We start from the raw sequence: 22,139 nt of genomic DNA, 5'->3' as shown, positions 1-22,139 counted from the left end.
GTTGGCTCTTCCTGACAGACCGATCCCAGGGAACAATCGCCCCATGGAGCCCCCAGTCCGCCTCGCCAGCACCGGAACGATCATCCATGGCGTGTCCGTGGGGGAGGTGCTGGGCGTGTCGACGCTCGCCGGGGCGCGGCTGCTCGCGGGGGAGAGCGGCCTGGGCCGCATCGTGCAGCGGCTCAACGTCATGGAGGTGCCCGACATCCTGGCCTGGGTGAAGCCGCACGAGTTGCTGCTCACCACCGGTTACCCGCTGCGCAACACCCCGCAGTCGCTCGGCCGCCTGGTGGCGGACCTGGACGAGCGCGGGCTGGCCGCGCTGGGCATCAAGCTCGGCCGCTACGTGGACGAGCTGCCGGAGGAGATGATCGAGCAGGCCGATCGGCTCGGCTTCCCGCTCATCCTGCTGCCGAACGACGTCGGCTTCGACGACATTCTCAACCAGGTGCTGACCGACATCCTCAACCGGCAGGCGGCCGCGCTGGTCCGCGCGGAGGAGGCGCACCGGGCGCTGGTCCAGGTGGTGCTGGCCGGAGGCGGGCTGGACGAGGTCACCGCCGAGGTCGCCCTGCTGCTCGACGTGTCGGTCGCGGCGGTGGACGGCGGCGGGCGGATCCTGGCCGTCGCCGGGCCGCCCGACCAGGTCGCGTCGTTACGCGAGTCGATCGTCCGGGAGGGTCCGCCGCTGCCGCCCGCCGGGGCGACCGGTTCGGCCGTCCGGCTGCCGCCGACGTCCACCTCCGCCGGTCCGGGCGCGCGGGCGCGCGGCGGGACGATGGCCTCGGTGCCGGTGATCGCGGGCGGGCACCATCACGGGCGGATCGTCGCCTACAGCCCGGCCGGCGTGATCCAGGACAGCGACCTGAGCATCCTGGAGCGTGCCGCCACCGTCGCCGCGCTCGCCGTCACCCGGCAGGAGGCGGTCAACGCGGTGGAGAGCAAATACCGGGCGGACTTCCTGCGTGACGTGCTCACCGGCCGGGCCGGGTCGGCGGAGCGGGTCACGGCCAGGGCCAGGGCGTTCGGCTGGGACCTGGAGCGGCCGGTCACCGTGCTGGTGGCCGAGCTCGACCCGGAGGGCGACGAGCGCACCGCCCAGGATCGCCTGGTCACCTGCTGGACCGCCACGATGCGCCGGCACGATCAGCGCGGCGCGGTCGCGGGCTTCTCGCACGAGGTGGTGGCGGTGCTGGACGCCGCCGTGGACGCCGACCGGGTGGCCAAGGACGCCGCCGCCGCCTTCGCCGACGTGCCGCCCGCCACGTTCTCGACGGGCACCTCCCGCCCCTGCCAGGGCGCGGAGACGCTGCCGGAGGCCTACTCCCAGGCGCTCAAGGCGGCCCGGGTCGGCCGCCAGCTGCACGGCAGGGGGGCGGTCGCGCACTTCGACCAGCTCGGCGTCTACCGGCTGCTGTCGCTGGTGAACGACACCGAGGAGCTGCACGCCTTCGTCCGCGAGACCCTGGGCCCGCTGGCCGCCGACGCCGACGCCGAGAACGCCGACCTGCGGCGCACTCTCCAGGTGCTGCTGGAGACCAACCTGAACGTCGCGGAAACGGCCAGGCGGCTGCACTTCCACTACAACACGCTGCGCTACCGGATCGGCAAGCTGGAACGGCTCCTCGGCAACTTCACCGACGACCCGCACCTGCGCCTGAACCTGACTCTGGCCCTGCACGTGCTGAGGATGCGCGGCATCTAGGCTTGGTCCCCGTGGACCTGGACTTCGAGCTGCGCTCCGACTACATCCCGCTGTGCGACCTGCTGAAATACTGCGGGGTCACCGAGACGGGGGGCCTGGCCAAGCATCTGATCGCCGAGGGCATGGTGCTGGTGGACGGCGAGGTGGAGCTCAGGAAGCGGGCCAAGATCCGCACCGGCCAGGTGGTCAGCGGGGACGGCTTCACCATTCACGTCGCCTGATCGTCCCAGGGGCCAGAAGTCGTGGGATGATCGGACCATTGGAGAATGATCCGAGAAAGGGTCTGCCGCATGAGTCCGGTCCCCCAGCCCCTCCCGAAGGCCTTCCCGGCGGGCGGGATGTTCCTGTCCGCCGTCGGCGTCGGCGCGGTGGTCCTGCAGATGCTGCGGGTCGTCTACCCCGACGGCGACCCGGCCAAGGCGCGCGAGGTCGCGCAGCTGCTGCGGCAGCTGGCCCGGCGGGTGGACATCAGCCTGGAGGACGTGGCGGAGATCGCGGACAGGCTGTGGCGGCCGCCCAACTCCGGCGCGGGCATCGATGCCTTCAAGACCTACTTCAAGGACGAGGTCGCGCCGTATCCGCCGCTGGTCTCCGCCTACGTCCGCGGGCTGGCCGACGCGATCGACGACTACGCCGACATGCTGGCGCGGACGCAGCACGCGCTGCGGACGATGGCCCTGATCCAATGGCTCGAACTGCTGATGTTCTTCTGCTGGCCGGCGGTCGACAGAAAGATCCAGGTCCTGATCAACTGGGCGGCGCGCAGGTCGCAGGCGCGCCTGCTGCTCAAGATGTACGAGCATGCCGTCGGGAAGCGGCTGCTCGGCGCCGTGGGCGGCAGTCTCACGTTCACCGCCCTCGACCAGGTGATCGTGGACGGGGTCAAGCTGGCCAGGGGCGAGGACCTGGGATCGTGGGGCGACCGCGGCTCGTACATGGTGAAGAATTTCGCGGCGGCCATGGTCTTCTACCATGTGGACCCGGCCAACTTCGGCAAGGCCGCGAACCTGCTGCCGAAGAACAAGGCGGCGCGGGACGCCACCATGTTCGTCATCGGATCCTCCATCTTCACCATGACAGGGAACGCGCTCAACAGGCCCGGCGACGTGATCGACGATCCGGCCAGCCTGTTGCCCACGTGGGAGCAGATGCTCGCCAAGCTGGGTGTCGCCGCGGGCCAGGACCAGTTGCGGCGCTTGCGCGGATACTGACGTCCACCGCGTCCGGGGATGATCCCCGCTTGAGTGCGCCAGGACCATGGGGGGTCACCACTCCTGGTCGGCTCGCCTGACTTCGTTGGCGAACGGGTCCAGGCCGTTCGTCAGCATCCCGGTCAGCTGTGCGGCCAGGTCCGCACCGGCCTCGCCCGCGGCGGCGAGCACCGCCTCCGCCAGCGCGTCCGCGCCGAGGCGCATGGCCCGAGGGTCGATCCGCAGGCTGCCGAGCGCGCCGCTGGCCAGCACCTCCGCCTCCACCTGGCCATGGGCCGCCGTGCCCCGGCCGCGCACGGCGCCGAGGCCTTCCCGCAGCTCTTCCAGCGGCCGGGTGGTGGCCTGGAACTGGCCGAGAAAGCGGCTCATCTCCTCGTCGAGGAAGGAAGCGCCGTCGTCCGGTGTGGTCATCAGGTCTCCAGAGAACGTCAGGGGTTGGGCTTTTCGGCCGGCGCCGTGAAGTCGGGCAGGTCAGACACTTTCGGCAGGGATTGGATGTTCGCCCAGTTCGCGACGTCGAAGCCGGTCTTCATCCCGGCCAGCCGTTCGGCGATCCCCGGATACAGGTCGCGCAGTGCGGCGACATAGGTGGTGGTCGACTTCAACGCGGTGGCATAGCCCTGCCTGAACGTGTGCGCCGTATCGTCGGTGCCGGCGAAGTCGCCCAGCGCCGCGATGGCGTCGAGAATCCAGCGGGCGTCTTTGTCCAGGTCATCGTGCTCGTCGACGAATGCGCCGGCCGCCTTCGTGAAATCACTCCCGTGCACGTCGATGTTCGGCCTGCCCGGGGGTGGGGCCGGCGACGGGGAGGAAGTAGGCGGCGGCGTAGGCGCTACGCCGGGTGCCGGGGCCGGGGGGCGCGCCGTGGCGGCCGGCGGAGGCGTGGGCGTGTACGACGGCATGAGCGAGGGGGGCGGAGTGGCGTCATCCCTTTCCGACATAACGTACTCCCTATCGTAAAAGCCCACGAAACGCATTGTCCATATTGCCTGCTGGAAATAGGTACTTTATCGGCTCGGCCGGCAGGGACGGTGCAGGCCCTGCCGGAACAGACCTCGCCCCCAGGGTGATCACCGGGCCTCCGGGGAAGGTGTGCGCGAGAAGAGCTCTGGTCAGCGGGCCAGATTTGGCAGATCATGCCCGTGTACACGCTCGCCAGTGGGCCTAATCTGCCCGCAACGCAAGCACCCGGTCCGGGCGAAGAGGGGCTCACAATGGCCTTTGGATGGACCAAACACGGCGACGGCAAACACCTGGCCCCCGGCGAGGTCGTACGGCCTGATGAGCGGTTGAGCTGGCCCCGGATGGTGGGGTTCGGGGCTCAGCATGTGGTGGCGATGTTCGGGGCGACGTTCGTCTTCCCGCTGGTGATGGGGCTCGACCCCAATGTCGCGATCATGATGTCGGGGGTCGCGACGATCCTGTTCCTGCTGATCGTCAAGGGGAAGGTGCCCAGCTATCTGGGCACCAGCGCGTCCTTCGTGGGCGGTGTGCTGGCCATCAGGGCGCTGTTCGGCGGCGACACGGCCGGCGCGGACGCGATCGTGACCGGGGCGATCCTGGTCGTCGGGTTCGTGCTGGCGCTGGTCGGCCTGGCGGTGCACTTCCTGGGCGCGGACGTGATCAACCGGATCTTCCCGCCGGTGGTGACCGGCGCGGTGGTCATGCTCATCGGGTTCGGCCTGGCGTACGTGGTGGCGGACGTCTACTGGCCGCAGGACCAGTGGATGGCGCTGGTCACGATGCTGGTGACGTTCGTGCTCGTGGTGGCGTTCAAGGGGTTCGTCGGCCGGATCGGCATCCTCATCGGGCTGGCGGTCGGGTTCGTGCTCTCCTGGGGCGCCGACCGGGTCTTCGGCATGGTGCCCGCCTACGACGACGGGGCCGTCCAGGTCGCGGCGCACTTCCGGGTGGACCTCAGCAAGGTCGAGTCCGCCCCGTGGTTCGGCTGGCCCGACACGCACTGGCCGGACTTCGAGTTCTCGGCGGTACTGCTCGTGCTGCCCGCCGTCATCGCGCTGGTCGCCGAGAACATCGGCCACGTCAAGGCCGTCGGCGAGATGACCGGGACCGACGTCGACCCCTACGTGGGCCGCGCCGTCGCCGCCGACGGCATCGCCACCGTGGTGACCAGCGCGGTCGGCGGTTCGCCCACCACCACCTACGCCGAGAACATCGGCGTCATGGCCGCCACCAAGGTCTACTCCACGGCCGCCTACTACATCGCGGGCGTCATCGCGATCGGGTTCGGGCTGATCCCCAAGTTCGGCGCGCTGGTGTCGGCCACGCCGTCCGGCGTGCTGGGCGGCGTCACGGTCATCCTGTACGGCATGATCGGGCTGCTCGGTGCGAAGATCTGGATCGAGAACCGGGTGGATTTCGCCGATCCGGTCAACATGGTCCCGATCGGCGCGGGCATCATCCTGGCGATCGGACCGGTGAAGCACTTGATCAGTGACGACTTCAGGCTGGAGGGCATCGCGCTGGGCACCATCGTGGTGGTCGGCGGGTGGCACCTGCTGCGCGTGATCGCGAGGCGGACCCCCGAGGCGATCAGGAGTGACGCCGGGTGAAGCCGCCGCCGTTCGAGTACCACGGCCCCCGCGACCTCGGGGAGGCCCTGGAGACACTGGCCGCCGTCGGGGCGCACGGCAAGGTGCTCGCCGGTGGGCAGAGCCTGATCCCGATGCTCAACATGCGGCTGGCGGCGCCCGCGCACCTGGTCGACATCAACCGGCTGGCGGCTCTCGCCGTGGTGCGGGAGACGCCGGCGGGTGTCACCGTGGGCGCGCTGGCCCGGCACTCGGAGGTGGCACGGGGTGGCGCGCATCCGCTGCTCGGCCAGGCGCTGCGGCTGGTCGCCCACCCGGTGATCCGCAACCGGGGCACGGTCGTGGGCAGTCTCGTGCACGCCGACCCGGCCGCCGAGCTGCCGGCGGTGCTCGCCGTACTGGATGGTTCGGTACGGCTGGCGAGCGCCGGCGGGGACGGCGTGCGAAACGACGGCGTGCCAAGGGACGGCGTGCGAAACGACGGCGTGCCAGGGGGCGGCGGGGTGGTGGCGTTGCCGGCGGGGACGGCGGTGCGGGACGTGCCGGCCCGCGAGTTCTTCACCGGGCCGATGGAGTCGGCGGCGCGGCCCGGCGAGCTGGCCGTGTCCGCACACTTCCCGGCACTGGGCGCGCGGACCGGGACGGCGTTCCGTGAGGTGGCCCGGCGGCACGGCGACTACGCGCTGGCCGGCGTCTGCGCCGTGGTGCGGCTGGATGAGGACCTGCACATCGACGCCGCCCGGGTGGCGTGCATCGGCGTCGGGCCGGTGCCGGTCGTGGTGGACGTGAGCGGTGTGTGCGAGCGGCGGCCGGCCGTGAGCGTCGACTGGCCGGCGGTGGCCGCGGCGGTGCGCGAGCGAACCGACCCGGAGGGCGACGTGCACGCCTCGCCCGCCTACCGCCTGCACCTGGTGGGTGTGCTGGCCGAGCAGGCGTTGCGGGAAGCGGCGAGAGAGGCGGCGGCATGACGGCCGAGCACGAGATCACCCTGACGGTGAACGGCACCGCCCGCCGGGTCACCGTGCCGGGCCGCAGGCTGCTGTCCGACTGCCTGCGCCACGACGTAGGCCTGACCGGTACCCACGTGGGCTGCGAGCACGGCGTGTGCGGCTGCTGCACGGTGCTGCTCGACGGGGAGCCGGTGCGCTCGTGCCTGACGTTCGCGGTGACCGTGGACGGGCGCGAGATCACCACCGTGGAGGGGCTGGCCGGGCCGGACGGCCTCTCGCCCGTGCAGCGGGCCTTCGCCGAGTGCCACGCGCTGCAGTGCGGCTTCTGCACCCCGGGCTTCCTGTGCACGGTGACCGCGCTGCTGCGGGAGAACCCGGCGCCCACGGACGAGGAGGTGCTGGAGGGCATCTCCGGCAACCTGTGCCGCTGCACCGGCTACCAGAACATCGCGAAGGCCGTCCATCGGGCGGCCGAGCTGCTCGCCGAAGAGACGTGACCACCAGGAGGCGAGGCCCGTGACCACCAGGCTGTTCGGGGAGCCCGTACCACGCCGCGAGGACCCCCGGCTGCTCGCCGGGCACGGCCGCTACCTCGACGACCTGGGCCCCGGCGCGCTCGCGGTCGCGTTCGTACGCTCGCCGCACGCGCACGCCCGCATCCGGGACATCGACGTGGCACCGGCGCTGGACGTGGACGGACTGGTGGCCATCTACACCTGGGAGGACCTGCCGGAGCGGGTCGGCCGCCCGCTGCCGCTGCTGATCCCGCATCCGGCCCTCACCCACGGGCGCACCGCCTACCCGCTGGCCAGGGACGTCGTCAGGCATGTCGGCGAGCCCGTCGTCATGGTGGTGGCCACCGACCGCTATCTCGCCGAGGACGCCTGCGCGCTGATCGAGGTGGACTACGAGCCGCTCAAGGCGGTCGTCGGGCTGGAGGAGGCGGCGCACGGGGCCGCGCTGGTGCACGAGGACGTGCCCGGGAACGTGGGGGCGCACCTGGTCCAGGAGGTCCCGTCGGCGGCCGGGCGCGGCGCGGCGGAGGCCATCGAGGCGGCCCCGCACACGCTGGCCTTCCGGCTGGACATCGAGCGCAGCGCCAGCACGCCGCTCGAAGGCCGTGGCGTCTACGCCCGCTGGGACGGCACCGACCTGCGCGTCTACTCCAGCACCCAGACCTCCACCAGCGTCCGCATGGCCATCGCCGCCACGCTCGGCCTGCCGCTGCCGCACGTCGAGGTGATCGCCCCGGACGTGGGCGGCGGGTTCGGTGTGAAGATCGTGCACCCGTGGCCGGAGGAGATCCTGGTGCCGTGGGCGGCCATGCTGCTCGGCCGGGAGCTGAAGTGGACCGAGGACCGGCGCGAGCACTTCATCGCCGCCGCGCACGAGCGCGGCCAGGTGCAGCACGTGCGGGTGGGCTTCGACGACGACGGGCGGGTGCTCGGGCTGGACGTGACGATCCTGCACGACCACGGCGCCTACACGCCGTATGGGATCATCGTGCCGATCATCACCGCGACCCAGCTGCTCGGTCCCTACCGGATCGGGGCGTACCGGGTGGAGTTCAGCGCCGTCTACACCAACACCGTGCAGGTCACGCCCTACCGGGGCGCGGGACGGCCGCAGGGCGTGTTCTGCATGGAGCGGACCATGGACAAGATCGCGCGGTACCTGGGCAAGGACCGCACCCAGGTGCGGGAGGTCAACTTCATCCAGCCGGACGAGTTCCCGTACGACCAGGGGATGATCTTCCAGGACGGGCGGCCGCTCATCTACGACAGCGGCGACTACCCGCGGATGCTGCGCATGGTGAAGGAGCTCATCGGCTGGGACGACTTCCGGCCCGCGCCCGGCCGGGGCATCGGCATCGGCTGCTACGTCGAGGGGACCGGCGTCGGGCCGTACGAGGGCGGGCATGTGCAGATCACCTCCGACGGGCGGGTGCACGTCTCGACCGGGCTCACCTCGCAGGGGCAGGGACACGAGACCGTGTTCGCGCAGATCGCCGCCGACCGGCTCGGCGTGCCGATCGAGCGGGTCTCGGTCGTCACCGGCGACACCCGCCGCTTCGGCTACGCGGTGGGCACCTTCGCCTCCCGCGCGGCCGTGATGAGCGGCAACGCGATCGCGCTGGCCTGCGCCAAGGTGCGGGAGAAGGCGCTGCGCATCGCCGGGGACGCGCTGGAGGCCGACCCGGCCGACCTGACCATCAGCGAGGGGCTGGTGCACGTGGCGGGCTCGCCGGCCGCCTCCATCCCGCTGTCCACGGTCGCGGTGCTGGCCAACCCGCTGCGGTACGCCTTCGACGAGGAGACGGCCAAGGCCACCCAGTTCGCCGGGACGGCCTCGCCGGACCGGCCGCCGGTCGCCGAGGGGGAGGAGCCGGGGCTGGAAGGGCGCGGCTACTACTCGCCGATCAGGTCCACCTTCGCCGCCGGCATGCACGCGGCCATCGTGGAGACCGACCCGCTGACCGCCGAGATCAAGGTGGTGCGTTACGTCGTCGTGCACGACTGCGGCAAGCTGATCAACCCGATGATCGTGGAGGGACAGATCCACGGGGGAGTGGCGCAGGGCATCGGCGGCGCCCTGTACGAGCGGATGGCGTACGACGCGGACGGGCAGTTGCAGAACGCCTCCTTCATGGACTTCCTCATGCCGTACGCCACCGAGGTCCCGCGCATCGAGACCGGCCACCTGGAGACGCCGTCCCCGCTGAACCCGCTGGGGATCAAGGGCGCGGGCGAGGCCGGGGTGATCCCGGTCTCGGCGGTGATCGCCTCGGCCCTGGAGGACGCCGAGGGCATCGAGATCGACCGGATGCCGATCTCCCCGTCGGAGCTGTTCGACCTCCGTGGTGGATGATTTCGGTCCATGGACACCGAACTACGGGCGCCGGGCGCGGGCCTGACCTCGATGCCGGGCACGGCGAGCGAGCTGGCCCGGACCCGCCTGATCGACCTGGCCTGGAACGAGCTCACCGAGCTGCCCGGCTGGGTGGCGCGCTTGTCGTCGCTGGAGGAGCTCAGGCTCGACGGCAACCGCCTGCGCGCGCTGCCCGACCTCTCCGGCCTCGACGCGCTGCGGGCGCTGCACCTGGACGGCAACGACCTGACGGCCTTCCCGTCCTGCCCGCCACGCCTGGAAACGCTCTTCCTGTACGGCAACGCCGTCCGGGCGCTGCCCGACGGGCTCCCGCACTCGCTGCGGCACCTGTCGGCCGGCCGCAACGGGCTGACCGGGGTGCCCGGCGGGTTGTGGAAGCTGACCGGTCTGCGATCGCTCAACCTCGCCGAGAACGCCCTGACCGAGGTGCCCGCCGCCATCGGCGGGCTCGGCGCGCTGCGCATGCTCGACCTGGGCCACAACCGGCTCACCGCGCTCCCGCCCGAGCTGGCGGACCTGCCCCTCACCGACTATCTGTACGCCAGTGACAACGGCCTCGCCGAGGTCCCCGAGGCGCTCGGCAGGCTGGACCGGCTCGCCTATCTCAACCTGACCGACAACCGCCTCACCCGGCTGCCCGCGAGCCTGGGCCGGATGGCGTCGCTGATGGAGCTGCGGCTCTACAACAACCGGCTGACGGCGCTGCCCGACTCCATCGGCGCGCTGGGCCGCCTGCGCGAGCTGCATCTGCGGGGCAACCGGTTGACGGAGCTGCCCGGCTCGATGGCGGCTCTGGGCGAGCTGCGGGTGCTGGATCTGCGCGACAACCTGCTGAGCTCACTGCCGGGCTGGCTGGCGCGGCTGCCCCGGCTCAGCCACCTGGACCTGCGCAACAACCGCCTGCGTGAGCTGCCGGCCGAGCTGCCCGCGCTGGACCGGCTCGACCTGCGCTGGAACAAGCTCGACGGCGACCCTCCGGTGCTGCGCCGGCTGGCCGAACAGGGTTGTGTCATTTTGCGCTGAACCGTGGCGGCGAAGCCTGCGTACCTCCGCACATGACGACTTATTCACGTCTGACCGCTTTCGCGCTGCTGGTCGGGCTCGTCGCTGCTTGTGCGCCGGGTGGCGACGAGAATGTCGCCGCAGGGAGCAACCAGCCTCCCGCGGTGCCTCTCACCGTGGAGGATCTCTCCTCCCAGGTGGGCTGCGAACCCCGGATGCAGGTCGACGCGAGCGACCTGCGTACCGGCTACTGCAAGACCGACGCGGGGGAGTTCTTCGTGAACACCTTCACCAGCGAGGAAGGGAAGAACGCCTGGATGGACCAGGCGCCCGAGTACAAGCCGCACCTGGTCGGCCCGCTGTGGACGGTGCTGGGCGACCTCAAGGTGCTCAAGCAGTTGCAGGCGCCGCTCAAGGGCGACCTGCACCTGAAGGACCACCGCGTCACCCCCACCCCGGCCGCCGCCGGCTGACCGAGGGCGGTTCACGGTCATTCGGTGCAAATGGGAGCACTGGTGAACGTCAACCGCCGGTGTCCGCCGGCCGCCGCGGCCCGGAGCAGCGTGGCCGCGGCGGCCAGGGCGCTACGAAGATCATGCCGTCACGAACGGACCGCCACCTGAACCCGCTTCCTGAACACCCAGTACGTCCACCCCTGATAGCCGAGCACGAACGGCAGCGCGATCAGCCCGATCCAGGTCAGCATGGTCAGCGTGTAGGGGCCGGAGGCCGCCTCGGCCAGCGTCAGGCCGGGCAGGGGCGCGCCCCTGAGCTGACTGAAGACCGCCACCGAGACCAGCACAATGGCCACGGTCATGGCGGTGAAAGCCCAGCCCTCCTTGCGCAGAAAGACCAGTACGGTGGCCGCCGCCAGCACGCCCATGGCGGCCAGCGCCGGCAGTGAGCCCATGCTCGACAGCGCCACCACGGCCACCGGGAGCACCACGACGCTCGCGGCCAGCGCGGCCGTCCTGGCGCGCCGCCGTACCGGACCCTCGGTGCGCAGCGCCAGGAACACCGCGCCGTGCAGCAGGCACACCGCGAGCGTGAACGCGCCACCGAGCAGTGCCGCCTCGGCGCTGCCGAACAGCAGGTCGGCGAAGATCGTGCCCCAGACGAACGCGGGCAGCGCGCTGCCGATCACGATCCCCAGGTCGCACCAGGCGGGGTTGGCCACCTTGCCGCGCCACTCCAGGCCGACGCCGCGCACGATCAACCCGACCAGGACCAGCACGACGGGCAGGTAGAAGCCGCTGAACATGCCCGCGTACCAGGCCGGGAAGGCGGCGAACATGGCGCCCACGGCGGTGATCAGCCAGACCTCGTTGCCGTCCCAGACCGGGCCGATCGTCTCCAGGCTCTGCCGCTGCTCCTCGCCGTCCGCGCTGACGAACGGCGCCAGCAGCCCCACGCCGAAGTCGAAGCCCTCAAGGACGAAGTAACCGGTCCACAGGAAGGCGATGATGACGAACCACAGGTCGATCATTGTCTGCACCTCATGACTGTCTGCACCTCATGACTGTCTGCGTCTCAATACATGAGCGACGGTTCGAGTTTCTCGGCCGCGCGGACGGGCTCGGGCTCGTCGGGGCCCTTGCGTACATGCCTGGTCAGCAGTACGGCCTCCGCCACCGCGAGCGAGCCGTACAGCAGGGTGAAGATCGTCAGTGAGATGGCCACCTCGGTCAGGCTCACCCCGGGGGAGACGCCGGCCGCGGTGAGCAGTTCGCCCGCCACCACCCAGGGCTGGCGGCCCATCTCGCTCAGCAGCCAGCCGGCGGTCACCGCGATCAGCGGCGCGGGCAGGGCCAGCACCAGCAGCCGGGACAGCCAGCGGGGCATCGGCCGGCGGCGCCGGGTCAGCCACAGGCCGAGCACCGACAGGCCCACCGTGGCCAGGCCGAACACGATCATGACGCGGAACGACCAGAACGTGATCGCCTGGTTCGGCCGGTAGTCGCCGGGGCCGAACCGCTCCTCGAAGCGCGCCTGCAGGTCCTCGGTGCCCTGCACGGTGGCGTCGAAGTCGTTGGTGGACAGGAAGCTGAGCACCTTGGGGATCTCGATGCCGGGCGCCACCGTCAGCGCCGCGCCCGCCGTGTCGCGTTCGAGTCCTTCGGCGGAGGCCAGCTTCATCGGCTGCTGCTCGTACAGGAGTTTGGCGGACATGTCGCCGGTCCCGGCGACGACCACGCCCGCGATGGCGGTCATCACCAGCGCGGCCCGTGCGGCGGCGCGCCACATCTCGGCGTGCGTGCGCAGCAGCCAGTAGCCGCACACCGCCAGGATGAACCCGCCCGCCACCACGAACGCCGAGCCGATCACGTGCGGCACCTGGGCCAGGGCGGTCGAGTTGGTCAGCACCGCCCACAGGTCGGTCATCCTGGCCTTGCCGTCGACGACCTCGTAGCCGACCGGGTGCTTCATCCACGCGTTGGCAGCCAGGATGAAGTAGGCGGACAGGTTCGAGCCGATCGCGGCGGCCCAGATGCACGCCAGGTGCACCCGCTTCGGCAGCCGGCCCCAGCCGAAGATCCACAGTCCGAGGAACGTGGACTCCATGAAGAACGCCAGCAGCGCCTCCATGGCCAGCGGCGCGCCGAACACGTCACCCACGAACGTGGAGTACTCCGACCAGTTCATGCCGAACTGGAACTCCTGCACGATGCCGGTGACCACCCCCATCGCGAAGTTGATCAGGAAGAGCTTGCCGAAGAACTTCGTCAGCCGGAGGTAGCGCTCCTTCCCGGTACGGTGCCAAGCGGTCTGCAGTCCTGCCACGAAGACGCCCAGACCAATCGTCAACGGCACAAACAGGAAGTGATAAACGGTGGTCACCCCGAACTGCCACCGTGCAAGATCAAGCGCGTCCATGTTCCCCTCACCGGACCGTGAGCTCTACAGGCTGTAGTACATCTACTTGCAGTAGTACTACAAGCTGTAGAGCAATGCCATGCGACCTTGGTCACACGAGGCTCAACGATGCCCCTCACCAGGTGTCCGGCGCGTCACCCGCGCGGCTGACCGCCGCCTACGCCGCAAGGCGGACGGTGGCTACTTACGCGGGGAGGTGGCGGCTTCCAGGTACGCCTGGAGGTTGCCCAGCTCGAAGCCCCGGCGCTTGATCTTCCTGATCAGGATGCGGAAGTCCCGGTCCAGGTTGGGGCGGAAGTGCAGGAGGAGGATGTCGCCGGGGTGCAGCTTCTTGTCCGGTGTCTGATAGGCGATCTTGCCGCCCGGCTGGACGGAGGCGGTCCAGAGCAGCACCGAGGTCAGGCCGCAGCTCTTGGCCGCCCGCAGGGTGTCAGTGTTGTAGCTGCCGAACGGCGGCCTGAACAGGGTGGGCCTGACGCCGGTCCGCCCGGCGATCAGCCTGGAGGCGCCGCAGATCTCCTGCCGCTGGGCGGCCCTGCTGAGCCGGCGGAGGTCGGGGTGGGTCAGGGTGTGGTTCTCGATGGGCACGCCCACGTCCTGAAGCGACCGGAAATATCCCCACTTACCGGCACCTGTGTAGCGGCCTTGCCCGCCGGCCGGATCGGGGACGCCCCTGGCCTCCACCGCGTCCCGCATCGCGAACGCGGTGATCGGGATGCGCTGGTCACGGATCTGCAGGACGAAGCCGGGATCCTGCTCCCAGCCGTCGTCGATGGTCAGGAAGACCACCTTGCGTTCGGTGGGGATCGAGCTGACCACCGGCGGCAACCCGCCCAAGGCCCGCACCCTCCCCACCTCCCCCTCCCGCGGCACCGCGCCCGGGGTGCGTGCTTCGCTCATCTCGCCCTCGCGCGGCAGCGCGCCCGGTGGGTCCTGGGGTGTGGGGGAGGTGGTGGCCGGAGTGGGCGGCGGAGCGGACTCGGCGGCGGTGACCCGCGACGTCGACCCCGGAGAACAGGCCCCTGCCAGCAGGAACACCGTCACCACGGCCGCTCCCGCGGCCGTTCTCGCCTCGCGCACCTCTGCCGCCCCCGTCGTCACCCCGGCACAATGCCGCCCCATCCTGCCAGTCCTCATGCCGGATCGATAATCGGTTGGGCAGGTGTTGCCCTTATCCCGGCGGGAGATCGCTTTCTAGAGTGTCAGTGTGAAAGTCGCAGGCAGTGCCGTGATCGGCATCGAAAGAGACCGCGTATGGGCCGCGCTCCAGGATCCGGCGGTGCTGGTGCGCACCATCCCCGGCTGTGAGCGCCTGGAGGAGTGCGGACCGGACACCTACCGGATGACGGTCAACGCCGGGATCGCCTCCCTGAAGGGCGTCTACCAGGGCGAGGTGGCGCTGGCCGAGCCGTCCGCCCCGGAGAGCTTCGTGCTCAAGGCCCGGGGACAGGGCGCGCCGGGCACGGTGGACGCCACCGTGCTGGTACGGCTGAGCGAGACCGACAGCGGGACCCGGGTCGACTACGCCGCCGACGCGGTGATCGGCGGCATGATCGGCGGAGTGGGGCAGCGCATGCTCGGCTCGGTGGCCAGGAAGACGGCCGGCGAGTTCTTCGCGGCCGTCGAGGACCACCTCCGCGCCCCCGCCGGGGCACTCACCGAAGACGGCCCGCACCTGCCGGCCCCCGCAGCGGCCGGCCCTCACCCACGGGTCCGCGAAACGGCCTCCCACGAGCAGTGGGCAGGGCAAGCGGCGCCCCGCGAGCAGTGGGCCGGGCAAGTGGCCTCCCACGGGCAGGGGGAGGCGGCGCTTGCCCGCCCGGCCGTCTACGAGCGGCCGGCGAAGCAGCGCACCGAGACGCCGCCGTGGGTGCTGCTGGCCGCGTTCGGCATGGGCGCGGGCGTGGCGCTCACCGGTGCCGCCGTGGGCTGGCTGCTGGGCCGCGGCCGACGCTAGAGCGGGCGCGCACTCGTCGGGGCCGCTCGGTGGAGGCGGGCTCTCGCGGAAAAGGATCTCCCGGCGTAGCGTGACAATATGCGGCAGGCACATGCTGAAGACGCCCGAACCGAGGCCAGGCGAGTCGTCCGGGACCTGCTCGGAGAGGAGCGCCCGACCGCCGGTGTGCTGATCGCCGACGCGCGTCCGGTCGTCGGCGACGAGCGTGCCGACCGCTGCGTCGGCCTGGCGCTGGGCGCCTCCCTCACCCGGCGGTCGGCCGAGCTCGCCGCCATCGCCGCGCTGCTCGTCGGCACCCGGGACCTGGGCGCCGAGTGGTGGACGCGGCCCAGGGGCGGCAAGCTGCCCGCGCCCGACGAGGTGCTGCGCACGGCGGTCGCGATCGAGCCGTGGACGGACCTGACCGCGTTGGAGATGCTGGCCGCCTGGGTGTCCGACGACGCCGCCGACGAGCTGTGGGGCCGGCCGGTCGCCCAGGTGGACCTCAACTCCTGGCAGGCGGAGGACCGCTTCCACCTGCCTCAGGGCGTGCTGCCGGGCCAGCGGCTGGTCGTGCACTTCGACGCCGGCGGGCGGCTCGACGCGGTGGTCACCCAGCGGGCCGACGACGACCTCGGCTCCAACCTGGACTTCCATTCGTTGCGCTACTCCCGCCCGGCCGAGGCGCAGTGGAGCTGGGGCGTGGCCGCCGGGCTGGGCCCGCACCGCCTGCCGGATGACGAGCCCGACCCGTACACCAAGCCGGTGGAGGCGGCGGCGGCCCGGATCCTGCGGGACTGGGCGCTGCGCCACGGCGCGACCGCCGGGCAACTGGGCGAGCGATGGGCGGACGTCGGCGACGTGGTGGCCGCGATCGAGCGGGTGGACTGGATGTGGCGCAGCGCCGAGTGGTTCGGCTGGTGGCGCGGGGTGTCGGCCCTGGTGGACGGCTCGGCCTACCTCCCCTACCGCCTGGAGGAACTCGCCGCCGGCTGACCGGCCCGACCGTACCCAGGTGAGAGGAATGCCGGAGACGCGGCGCTGGTTGTCATCGAGCGTGAAAGTTGAGATCTTCTCCGACGTTGTCTGCCCCTGGTGTTATATCGGCCATGTCCGCTTCGCCAAGGCGGCGGAGGCGTTCCGTGCCAAGGGCGGCACGATCGATGTGACGATGCGCCCCTTCCAGCTCGATCCCAGCTCCCCCGCCGAGGCCGAGCCGGTGCTCACGATGCTGGAGCGCAAGTTCGGCGGCAACGCCGGGCAGATGGCCGACAGGGTCATCGGCCTGGCCGCCGAGGAGGGCTTGGAGCTGCGCTACGACCGGGCGCTGAGCGTCAACACGCTGCGGGCGCACCGGCTGGTCGAGGTGGCCGAAGGGCAGGGTCTCGGCGCGGAGATGGCCGAGCGGCTGTTCCGCGCGCACTTCACCGAAGGGCTGGACGTCGGCGACCCCGGGGTGCTGGCCGAGCTCGCCACCGAGGTGGGCGTACGCGACACGGGCGAGGGCGCCGAGCAGGTGGCCGAGCAGATCGCCAGGGCGCGCACGCTGGGCATCACCGGGGTGCCGCTGTTCCTGTTCGAGGGCCAGTTCGCGGTGTCGGGCGCGCAGCCGGTGGAGACGTTCGAGGCCGCGATCGACGAGGTCGCCGAGCGCACCGGCCAGAAGCCGATCACCCAGCTCGCCGCCCCCGCCGACGGCTACTGCGCGGTCTGAGCGGGCATGCCCTCGCCGAGCAGCCCCGAGCGGTGGTGACGGCGGCAGAGCACCTGGTAGCGGACCCGGGAGGCGTCGGTGTCGCCGATGACCACCTGCTCACCGGTCCGCACCAGTCGCCCGCCGACGATCCTGCCGTTCAGCAGCCCCGGCCGCCCGCACCAGCACAGCACCTCGACCTGCAGCCGGCACACCTCGTCGGCGAGCTCGAACAGCCGCTGCGCCGCCGGGAACATCACCGACCTGAAGTCCGAGGCGAGCCCGAAGGCGTAGACGTCGACGCCGTGCAGGTCCACCAGGTCGGCGAGCTGCTCGATCTGCGCCACGGTGTAGAAGCACGCCTCGTCACAGATGAGGTAGTCGATCCGGTCGTGCTCGCGTACCAGCTCCACCAGATTCAGATCGTCGATCACCTCGACGGCCTCCCGGCCGAGCCCTATCCTGCTGGTGACCCTCGGGCCGCCCGATCTGTCATGTTTGGTCAGCACCAGGCCGCGCCTGCCCTGGCGGCTGTGGTTGTAGTTCATCTGGAGCGCCAGCGTGGACTTCCCGCAGTCCATGGGGCCGAAGTAGAACTTCAGCACGGCGGCGCGAGACCCGGACGGCACAGGAGACAAGGCAGACAGATCGGTCACGGGGTGCCACCTTATCGCTTGGCTAGTTCTATGACCTCATGGGAGATTTCTCCTCTGAAACAACAGGAGGAATCTGTGGTCACCGACAAACCGCCCACACTCGACGCCATGATGACGCCGGATGACATCACGGCCGCGCAGGCCGATGCGGCCAGATGGCGTTACGGCTTCCTCGTGGTGGTGACGGGCATCATCGCCGTGCTCGTCGCGTTCGGCGCCGCCGTGTTCGCCACCGGGGAGTTCGCCGCGCTGTTCGCCGGAGTGGCCGGGGTGGTCGGCACCATCATCGGCGCCTACTTCGGCGTGCAGGCCGGTCAGTCGGGTAAGGCCAGAGTGGAGGCCGAGCTGGCCAAATCTCAGGAGATGGTGGTGCGGCTCGCGGCCTACGTCGGCACCGAGAACGCACCGAAGGTCATCCACGAAGTGCTCGGCCGGCGCCGAAGCTGAGGAGCCATGGGAAGCGTCCGTATTGGAGTCGACACCGGCGGCACGTTCACCGATGTGGTGGCCGTGGACGAGCAGACCGGTGAGATCGTCACGACCAAGACCCCGTCCACGCCCGCCAACCCGGCCGACGGGTTCGTCACCGGCCTGGGCAAGCTGGGCGAGCACCTGGGCGAGCACGAGGTGTCCTCGATCGTGCACGGCACCACCGTGGCCACCAACCAACTGCTCGAAGAGCGCGTCGCCGGCCTCGGCCTGATCACCACCGAGGGCTTCGAGTACATCCTGGAGATCGGCAGGCAGAGCGTCCCCGACGGCTACGGGAACTCCTACTTCTGGGTCAAGCCGCCGCGCATCGTCCCGGTGCACCTGGTGAAGACCGTCGGCGGCCGGCTCGACCACCTGGGCGCCGAGGTGCGGCCGTTCGCCGAGGAGCAGGCGGTCGAGGTGGCCCGCTGGTTCCGTACCCGGGGCGTCAACACGATCGGCGTCTGCTTCCTGCACGCCTACGCCAACCCGGAGCACGAGCGGCGGATGCGGGAGGTGCTGGCGCGCGAGCACCCGGAGGCGGTCGTCTCGATCTCCAGCGACGTGCTGCGCGAATACCGCGAGTACGAGCGCGCCGTCACCACCCTGGTCGACGCCGCGGTCAAGCCCGGCATGCGGCGCTACATCGCCAACCTGTCGAGCCGCCTGGGCAGGCCGTTCTCGGTGATGAAGTCCAACGGCGGCGTGCTGTCGGCCCGTGAGGTCGTCAACCAGCCCATCACCACCGTGCTGTCGGGGCCGGCGGCGGGCGCGCTCGGCGCGGCGCTGATCGCCGGCACGGCCGGCCATCCGTCGGTGATCACCCTGGACGGCGGCGGCACCTCCACGGACGTGGCGGTGGTGATGGACGGCGAGCCGTCCATCACCACCGAGGGCGCGGTCGGCCGCTATCCGTGCAAGATTCCGATGATCGACATCGTCACCGTGGGAGCGGGCGGCGGCTCGATCGCGTGGATCTCGCCGGAGGGCACGCTCAAGGTCGGCCCCCGCTCGGCGGGCGCCGAGCCCGGCCCCCTCTGCTACCGCAGGGGCGGCACCGAGGTGACCGTCACCGACGCGCACGTCTACCTCGGCCGCATCCCGCCGCACCTGCTCGGCGGGGAGATCCCGCTCGACTTCGACGCCGCCAGGATGGGCGTCGAGGCGCTCGCGGACAAGCTCGGGCTCACCCCCGAGCGCACCGCGACGGGGATCCTGGAGATCAGCGCGTTCAACCAGAGCAACGCGATCCGCCGGCTCACCGTCAAGCGCGGCCTGGACGTACGGGACTTCCCGCTGGTGACGTTCGGCGGCTCGGGGCCGCTGCTGGCCTGCCGCCTCATCGACATCCTCGGCCTGCCCGCGGTGATCGTCCCGCCCGAGCCGGGGAACGTGTCGGCGTTCGGGCTGCTCACCGTCGACGTCAAGAACGACTACGTCCGTACGCACGTCACCCGCGACCTGGAGCCGGCCACGACGGCGCGGCTCTTCGCCGAGTTGGAGGCGGAGGCGGCCGAGGCGCTCGACCGCGAGGGCTTCGACCAGCCGGTCTACGCCCGTAGCGCCGATCTGCGCTACTACGGGCAGGCGTACGAGGTCCGCGTCCCGGCCCCGGCCGGCCCGATCGACGAGGGCTGGCGGGAGGAGGTGTTGAGCCGCTTCCACGACGCCCACGAGAAGCTGTACGGCTACGCCTACCGCGACGACGAGCGACACGGCGTCGAATGGGTCAACTTCCGGGTCTCCGGCATCGGGCCGATCACCCGGCCGGCCATCCGGCGCGACCCGTACCAGAAGGTCGAGCCGGTGGCGGCGAGCAGGAAGGTGCACTTCGAGGAGCGGCACGACACGCCGATCCACCAGCGCGCCGCGCTGGCGGCCGGCACGGTCGTCGAGGGCCCCGCGATCATCGAGGAGTACGGCTCCACCATCCCCATCCACCCCGGTTTCACCGCGACAGTGGACGAGTACGGCAATGTGGAGGTGCGGCGTGAACAGTGAGACTCCGGTGAACGGCTCAGCGGCGCCTCCCGAGCCGCCGGCGGCCCCTGAGGCCGCCACGGACATGGACCAGCACGCGGCCCAGGACATGGACCGGCACGTGGATCTGGACGAGGACCGTCACGTAGACCCGTATGCGGTCACGGACGTGCGCGCGGAGAGCGTGAACGGGCGCGGGGTGAGTGCGGCGGACCCGATTCTGGTGGAGATCGTCGAAGGGACGCTCGCCTCGGTGGAGAAGGAGGTCGAGACCGCCATCGCGCGCACCGCCCGCTCGCCGATGATCCGCGACGCGCACGACTTCCGCGCGGGCATCCACGACGTACGGCTGCGCAAGCTGACCGGCCGCTCCTACAGCGCGCTCGTCCAGCCGATCGTCCGTGACTTCCCCGTCGAGACGATGAAGCCGGGCGACGTCTACTTCCACAACGACGTCTACCTGTCCGAGGGCGGCATCGGCCACCTGCCCGACCTGTGCGTCACCGTCCCGGTCTTCCACCAGGGCGAGGTGGTGGCGTTCGTGCAGGCGTTCGGCCACCACGACGACATCGGCGGGTCGGTGCCGGGCTCGATGCCCTCGCACGCCCGGTCGGTGTACGAGGAAGGGCTGATGGTCCCGCCGATCAAGCTGTGGGACCAGGGGGTGCCGAACGAGACGGCGCTGCGCATCATGACGCGCAACTCCCGGATGCCGGACTCGCTCGCCGGGGACCTCGACGCCGAGTGCTCGGCCTGCCTGATGGGCGCCCGCCGCCTGAGCGAGCTCTTCGGCAGGTACGGCAGGGCCGCCGTCGAGGAGTGCTTCGACGCGATCATCGACAAGACCACCGAGACGTTCCGCAGGGAACTGCTGGCCAAGATCCCCGAGGGCGTCTACACCTGGGAGGACTACGCCGAGCACGACGGCGTCGACGAGCCCCGCCTGCACGCCCAGCGCATCACGCTCACCGTCGACCACTCGGCCCCGGAGCGCAGGAGCTCGCGACGGGAGGGCGACGAAGACGCCGGCCAGGAGCACGCGCCGCTGACGATCGACTTCACCGGCACGTCACCGCAGGCCAAGGGGCCGATCAACCACGCGGGCGACTACGCCGACGGCGTCTTCCTGAAGAAGTGGCTCGCGCCGATCCTGCGCAACCTGGCCGACACCCCGGAGCGCATGGCCGAACTCGACGTCAACGAGGGCGTCGTGCCGCTCATTAAGATGATATTTCCGGAAAAGGGGACTCTGCTCACCCCGATCTTCCCCGCCCCCACCAACGCCCGCACCTTCGTCATCCTGCGCCTGCTGGGCGTCCTGGCCGGCGTGCTGGCCAAGGCCACGGGCGGCCGGATGCCCGCCGACCAGGAGACCATCCGCTACACCGGCGTGCACGGCGTCGACGCCGACGGGCAGCCGTACCTGATGAGAGAGGTCCTCGGCGGCGGCTCCGGCGGGCGCTGGTACGCCGACGGGGAGGACACCATCCACGTGGTGCCGGACTCCCGCAACATCCCGGTCGAGTTCGCCGAGGCCCGCTGGCCGTTCCGGGTGGAGCGGCTCGCGCTGGCCTGCGACTCGGGCGGCCCCGGCATGTTCAGGGGCGGCCTCGGCTACGACAAGCACATCCGCATGCTGCGGGACGCGTCGTACATGTCCATCGCCGACCGCTCGATCCTGTCCTGCTGGGGCGTCAACGGCGGTCTCGCCGGCCGGCCGTTCCGGGTGGAGATCGCGGGCAAGGAGATGGAAGGGCTGGTGGACGACCACCCGGTGCAGGCGGGCGACACGATCCGCATCCGCACCACGGGAGGCGGCGGCTGGGGCTCCCCCTACGACCGCGACCCGCGCGCGGTGGCGGCCGACGTCCGCGACGGCAAGGTCTCGATCGCGGGCGCCCTCGGCGACTACGGCGTGGTCCTGGACGGCGACCGCATCGACGAACGGGGCACCGCCGAACTCCGCGCCAACCTCCGCCCCACCACCGACCGCTTCTTCGACCGGGGCCCCGGCTACGCCAGACTCTCCGGCCGCCCCTCCGCCGAGGTGGACGACATGTGAAGAGATGATTACTGTAAGTGAAATGCGGGGCTAGCACGGCGTTGGGCACCGGTGTCGAGATGACCTACGTCGTGGTCGACTGAGCCTGGACAGCGCAAAGCCCGGGCTCCTGTCGTCCGGCAGTCCACCCGGGCTCACTTCCACTCCCATCAGCGATG

Annotated in this window: 21 protein-coding genes; 15 read left to right on the top strand and 6 right to left on the bottom strand. The window is 70.9% G+C overall.

Features of this window, described 5'->3' with window-relative positions; translation table 11 throughout:
- Nucleotides 1–43: 43 nt before the first annotated feature.
- From OHA68_RS42520 to OHA68_RS42510, 3 genes are all read left to right on the top strand, one after another.
- Entirely contained in the window at nucleotides 44–1,705 is a 1,662-nt protein-coding gene (locus OHA68_RS42520) for a PucR family transcriptional regulator (protein ID WP_189143866.1), read from the top strand.
- A gap of 11 nt (nucleotides 1,706–1,716) precedes the next feature.
- On the top strand, nucleotides 1,717–1,926 hold the full coding sequence (locus OHA68_RS42515) for an RNA-binding S4 domain-containing protein (RefSeq protein ID WP_189143867.1): 210 nt from the start codon (nucleotides 1,717–1,719) through the stop codon (nucleotides 1,924–1,926).
- Between the two features lie 69 nt (nucleotides 1,927–1,995).
- Nucleotides 1,996–2,916: a hypothetical protein gene (locus OHA68_RS42510; protein WP_327105306.1), complete on the top strand. Its 921-nt coding sequence runs from the start codon at nucleotides 1,996–1,998 to the stop codon at nucleotides 2,914–2,916.
- 54 nt (nucleotides 2,917–2,970) lie between these two features.
- Here OHA68_RS42510 and OHA68_RS42505 read toward each other — a convergent pair whose 3' ends face one another.
- Together OHA68_RS42505 and OHA68_RS42500 are read right to left on the bottom strand one after the other, a co-directional pair.
- A complete protein-coding gene (locus OHA68_RS42505; protein ID WP_407674529.1) occupies nucleotides 2,971–3,213 on the bottom strand; it encodes a YbaB/EbfC family nucleoid-associated protein in 243 nt (80 codons plus the stop codon).
- 131 nt (nucleotides 3,214–3,344) lie between these two features.
- Nucleotides 3,345–3,683: a hypothetical protein gene (locus tag OHA68_RS42500; protein ID WP_327105304.1), complete on the bottom strand. Its 339-nt coding sequence runs from the start codon at nucleotides 3,681–3,683 to the stop codon at nucleotides 3,345–3,347.
- Between the two features lie 447 nt (nucleotides 3,684–4,130).
- Here OHA68_RS42500 and OHA68_RS42495 point away from each other — a divergent pair, with 447 nt between their 5' ends.
- From OHA68_RS42495 to OHA68_RS42470, 6 genes are read left to right on the top strand one after another with little or no spacing between them, the layout of a single operon-like run.
- Nucleotides 4,131–5,489 (top strand): uracil-xanthine permease family protein, encoded by a 1,359-nt coding sequence (locus tag OHA68_RS42495; protein WP_327105303.1) that lies wholly within the window; start codon nucleotides 4,131–4,133, stop codon nucleotides 5,487–5,489.
- A complete protein-coding gene (locus tag OHA68_RS42490; protein WP_327105302.1) occupies nucleotides 5,486–6,436 on the top strand; it encodes an FAD binding domain-containing protein in 951 nt (316 codons plus the stop codon). Before OHA68_RS42495 ends, OHA68_RS42490 begins: the two co-directional genes overlap by 4 nt.
- Nucleotides 6,433–6,915 carry a (2Fe-2S)-binding protein gene (locus OHA68_RS42485; RefSeq protein WP_327105301.1) on the top strand — a complete coding sequence of 161 codons (483 nt, stop codon included), beginning with the start codon at nucleotides 6,433–6,435 and terminating at the stop codon, nucleotides 6,913–6,915. The genes OHA68_RS42490 and OHA68_RS42485 overlap by 4 nt, the downstream gene beginning before the upstream one ends.
- 19 nt (nucleotides 6,916–6,934) lie before the next feature.
- Nucleotides 6,935–9,286, top strand: a complete 2,352-nt coding sequence (gene cutA, locus OHA68_RS42480; RefSeq protein ID WP_327105300.1) for an aerobic carbon-monoxide dehydrogenase large subunit — start codon at nucleotides 6,935–6,937, stop codon at nucleotides 9,284–9,286.
- Nucleotides 9,287–9,295: 9 nt separating this feature from the next.
- A complete protein-coding gene (locus OHA68_RS42475) occupies nucleotides 9,296–10,330 on the top strand; it encodes a leucine-rich repeat domain-containing protein (protein WP_327105299.1) in 1,035 nt (344 codons plus the stop codon).
- Between the two features lie 32 nt (nucleotides 10,331–10,362).
- Nucleotides 10,363–10,782: a hypothetical protein gene (locus OHA68_RS42470; RefSeq protein ID WP_327105298.1), complete on the top strand. Its 420-nt coding sequence runs from the start codon at nucleotides 10,363–10,365 to the stop codon at nucleotides 10,780–10,782.
- A gap of 128 nt (nucleotides 10,783–10,910) precedes the next feature.
- Here the strand turns inward: OHA68_RS42470 and cydB are convergent, their stop codons facing one another.
- From cydB to OHA68_RS42455, 3 genes are all read right to left on the bottom strand, one after another.
- On the bottom strand, nucleotides 10,911–11,795 hold the full coding sequence (cydB, locus tag OHA68_RS42465) for a cytochrome d ubiquinol oxidase subunit II (RefSeq protein WP_189143876.1): 885 nt from the start codon (nucleotides 11,793–11,795) through the stop codon (nucleotides 10,911–10,913).
- A gap of 44 nt (nucleotides 11,796–11,839) precedes the next feature.
- Nucleotides 11,840–13,183, bottom strand: coding sequence for a cytochrome ubiquinol oxidase subunit I (locus OHA68_RS42460; protein ID WP_327105296.1), 1,344 nt, complete (start codon nucleotides 13,181–13,183; stop codon nucleotides 11,840–11,842).
- Nucleotides 13,184–13,363: 180 nt separating this feature from the next.
- Nucleotides 13,364–14,320: a polysaccharide deacetylase family protein gene (locus OHA68_RS42455; protein WP_327105295.1), complete on the bottom strand. Its 957-nt coding sequence runs from the start codon at nucleotides 14,318–14,320 to the stop codon at nucleotides 13,364–13,366.
- 70 nt (nucleotides 14,321–14,390) lie between these two features.
- Here OHA68_RS42455 and OHA68_RS42450 point away from each other — a divergent pair, with 70 nt between their 5' ends.
- The 3 genes from OHA68_RS42450 (at nucleotide 14,391) to OHA68_RS42440 (ending at nucleotide 16,833) form a co-directional block, all read left to right on the top strand.
- Nucleotides 14,391–15,140 carry an SRPBCC family protein gene (locus OHA68_RS42450; protein ID WP_327105294.1) on the top strand — a complete coding sequence of 250 codons (750 nt, stop codon included), beginning with the start codon at nucleotides 14,391–14,393 and terminating at the stop codon, nucleotides 15,138–15,140.
- 78 nt (nucleotides 15,141–15,218) lie between these two features.
- Complete coding sequence (locus OHA68_RS42445) at nucleotides 15,219–16,115, top strand: hypothetical protein (RefSeq protein WP_327105293.1); 897 nt, start codon at nucleotides 15,219–15,221, stop codon at nucleotides 16,113–16,115.
- A 61-nt stretch (nucleotides 16,116–16,176) separates the two neighbouring features.
- On the top strand, nucleotides 16,177–16,833 hold the full coding sequence (locus OHA68_RS42440; RefSeq protein WP_327105292.1) for a DsbA family oxidoreductase: 657 nt from the start codon (nucleotides 16,177–16,179) through the stop codon (nucleotides 16,831–16,833).
- Here OHA68_RS42440 and OHA68_RS42435 read toward each other — a convergent pair.
- The gene (locus OHA68_RS42435; RefSeq protein WP_327105291.1) at nucleotides 16,818–17,468 is read right to left on the bottom strand and encodes a thymidine kinase; all 651 of its coding nucleotides are present in this window, start codon (nucleotides 17,466–17,468) and stop codon (nucleotides 16,818–16,820) included. The two genes, OHA68_RS42440 and OHA68_RS42435, sit on opposite strands and share 16 nt — an antisense overlap.
- Before the next feature lie 75 nt (nucleotides 17,469–17,543).
- Between OHA68_RS42435 and OHA68_RS42430 the strand changes: the two genes are divergently transcribed.
- Genes OHA68_RS42430 through OHA68_RS42420 form a run of 3 tightly spaced genes read left to right on the top strand, consistent with a single transcriptional unit; the run spans nucleotide 17,544 to nucleotide 21,981 of the window.
- Nucleotides 17,544–17,915 (top strand): hypothetical protein, encoded by a 372-nt coding sequence (locus tag OHA68_RS42430; protein ID WP_189143881.1) that lies wholly within the window; start codon nucleotides 17,544–17,546, stop codon nucleotides 17,913–17,915.
- A 6-nt stretch (nucleotides 17,916–17,921) separates the two neighbouring features.
- Entirely contained in the window at nucleotides 17,922–19,940 is a 2,019-nt protein-coding gene (locus OHA68_RS42425) for a hydantoinase/oxoprolinase family protein (RefSeq protein WP_327105290.1), read from the top strand.
- Nucleotides 19,930–21,981 carry a hydantoinase B/oxoprolinase family protein gene (locus OHA68_RS42420; RefSeq protein WP_327105289.1) on the top strand — a complete coding sequence of 684 codons (2,052 nt, stop codon included), beginning with the start codon at nucleotides 19,930–19,932 and terminating at the stop codon, nucleotides 21,979–21,981. The genes OHA68_RS42425 and OHA68_RS42420 overlap by 11 nt, the downstream gene beginning before the upstream one ends.
- The last annotated feature ends 158 nt before the right edge of the window (nucleotides 21,982–22,139 follow it).

Origin of the sequence: Nonomuraea glycinis (genome assembly GCF_035920485.1) — a bacterium.
GTDB lineage: Bacteria > Actinomycetota > Actinomycetes > Streptosporangiales > Streptosporangiaceae > Nonomuraea > Nonomuraea glycinis.
This window is presented reverse-complemented; position numbering and strand designations above follow the sequence as displayed.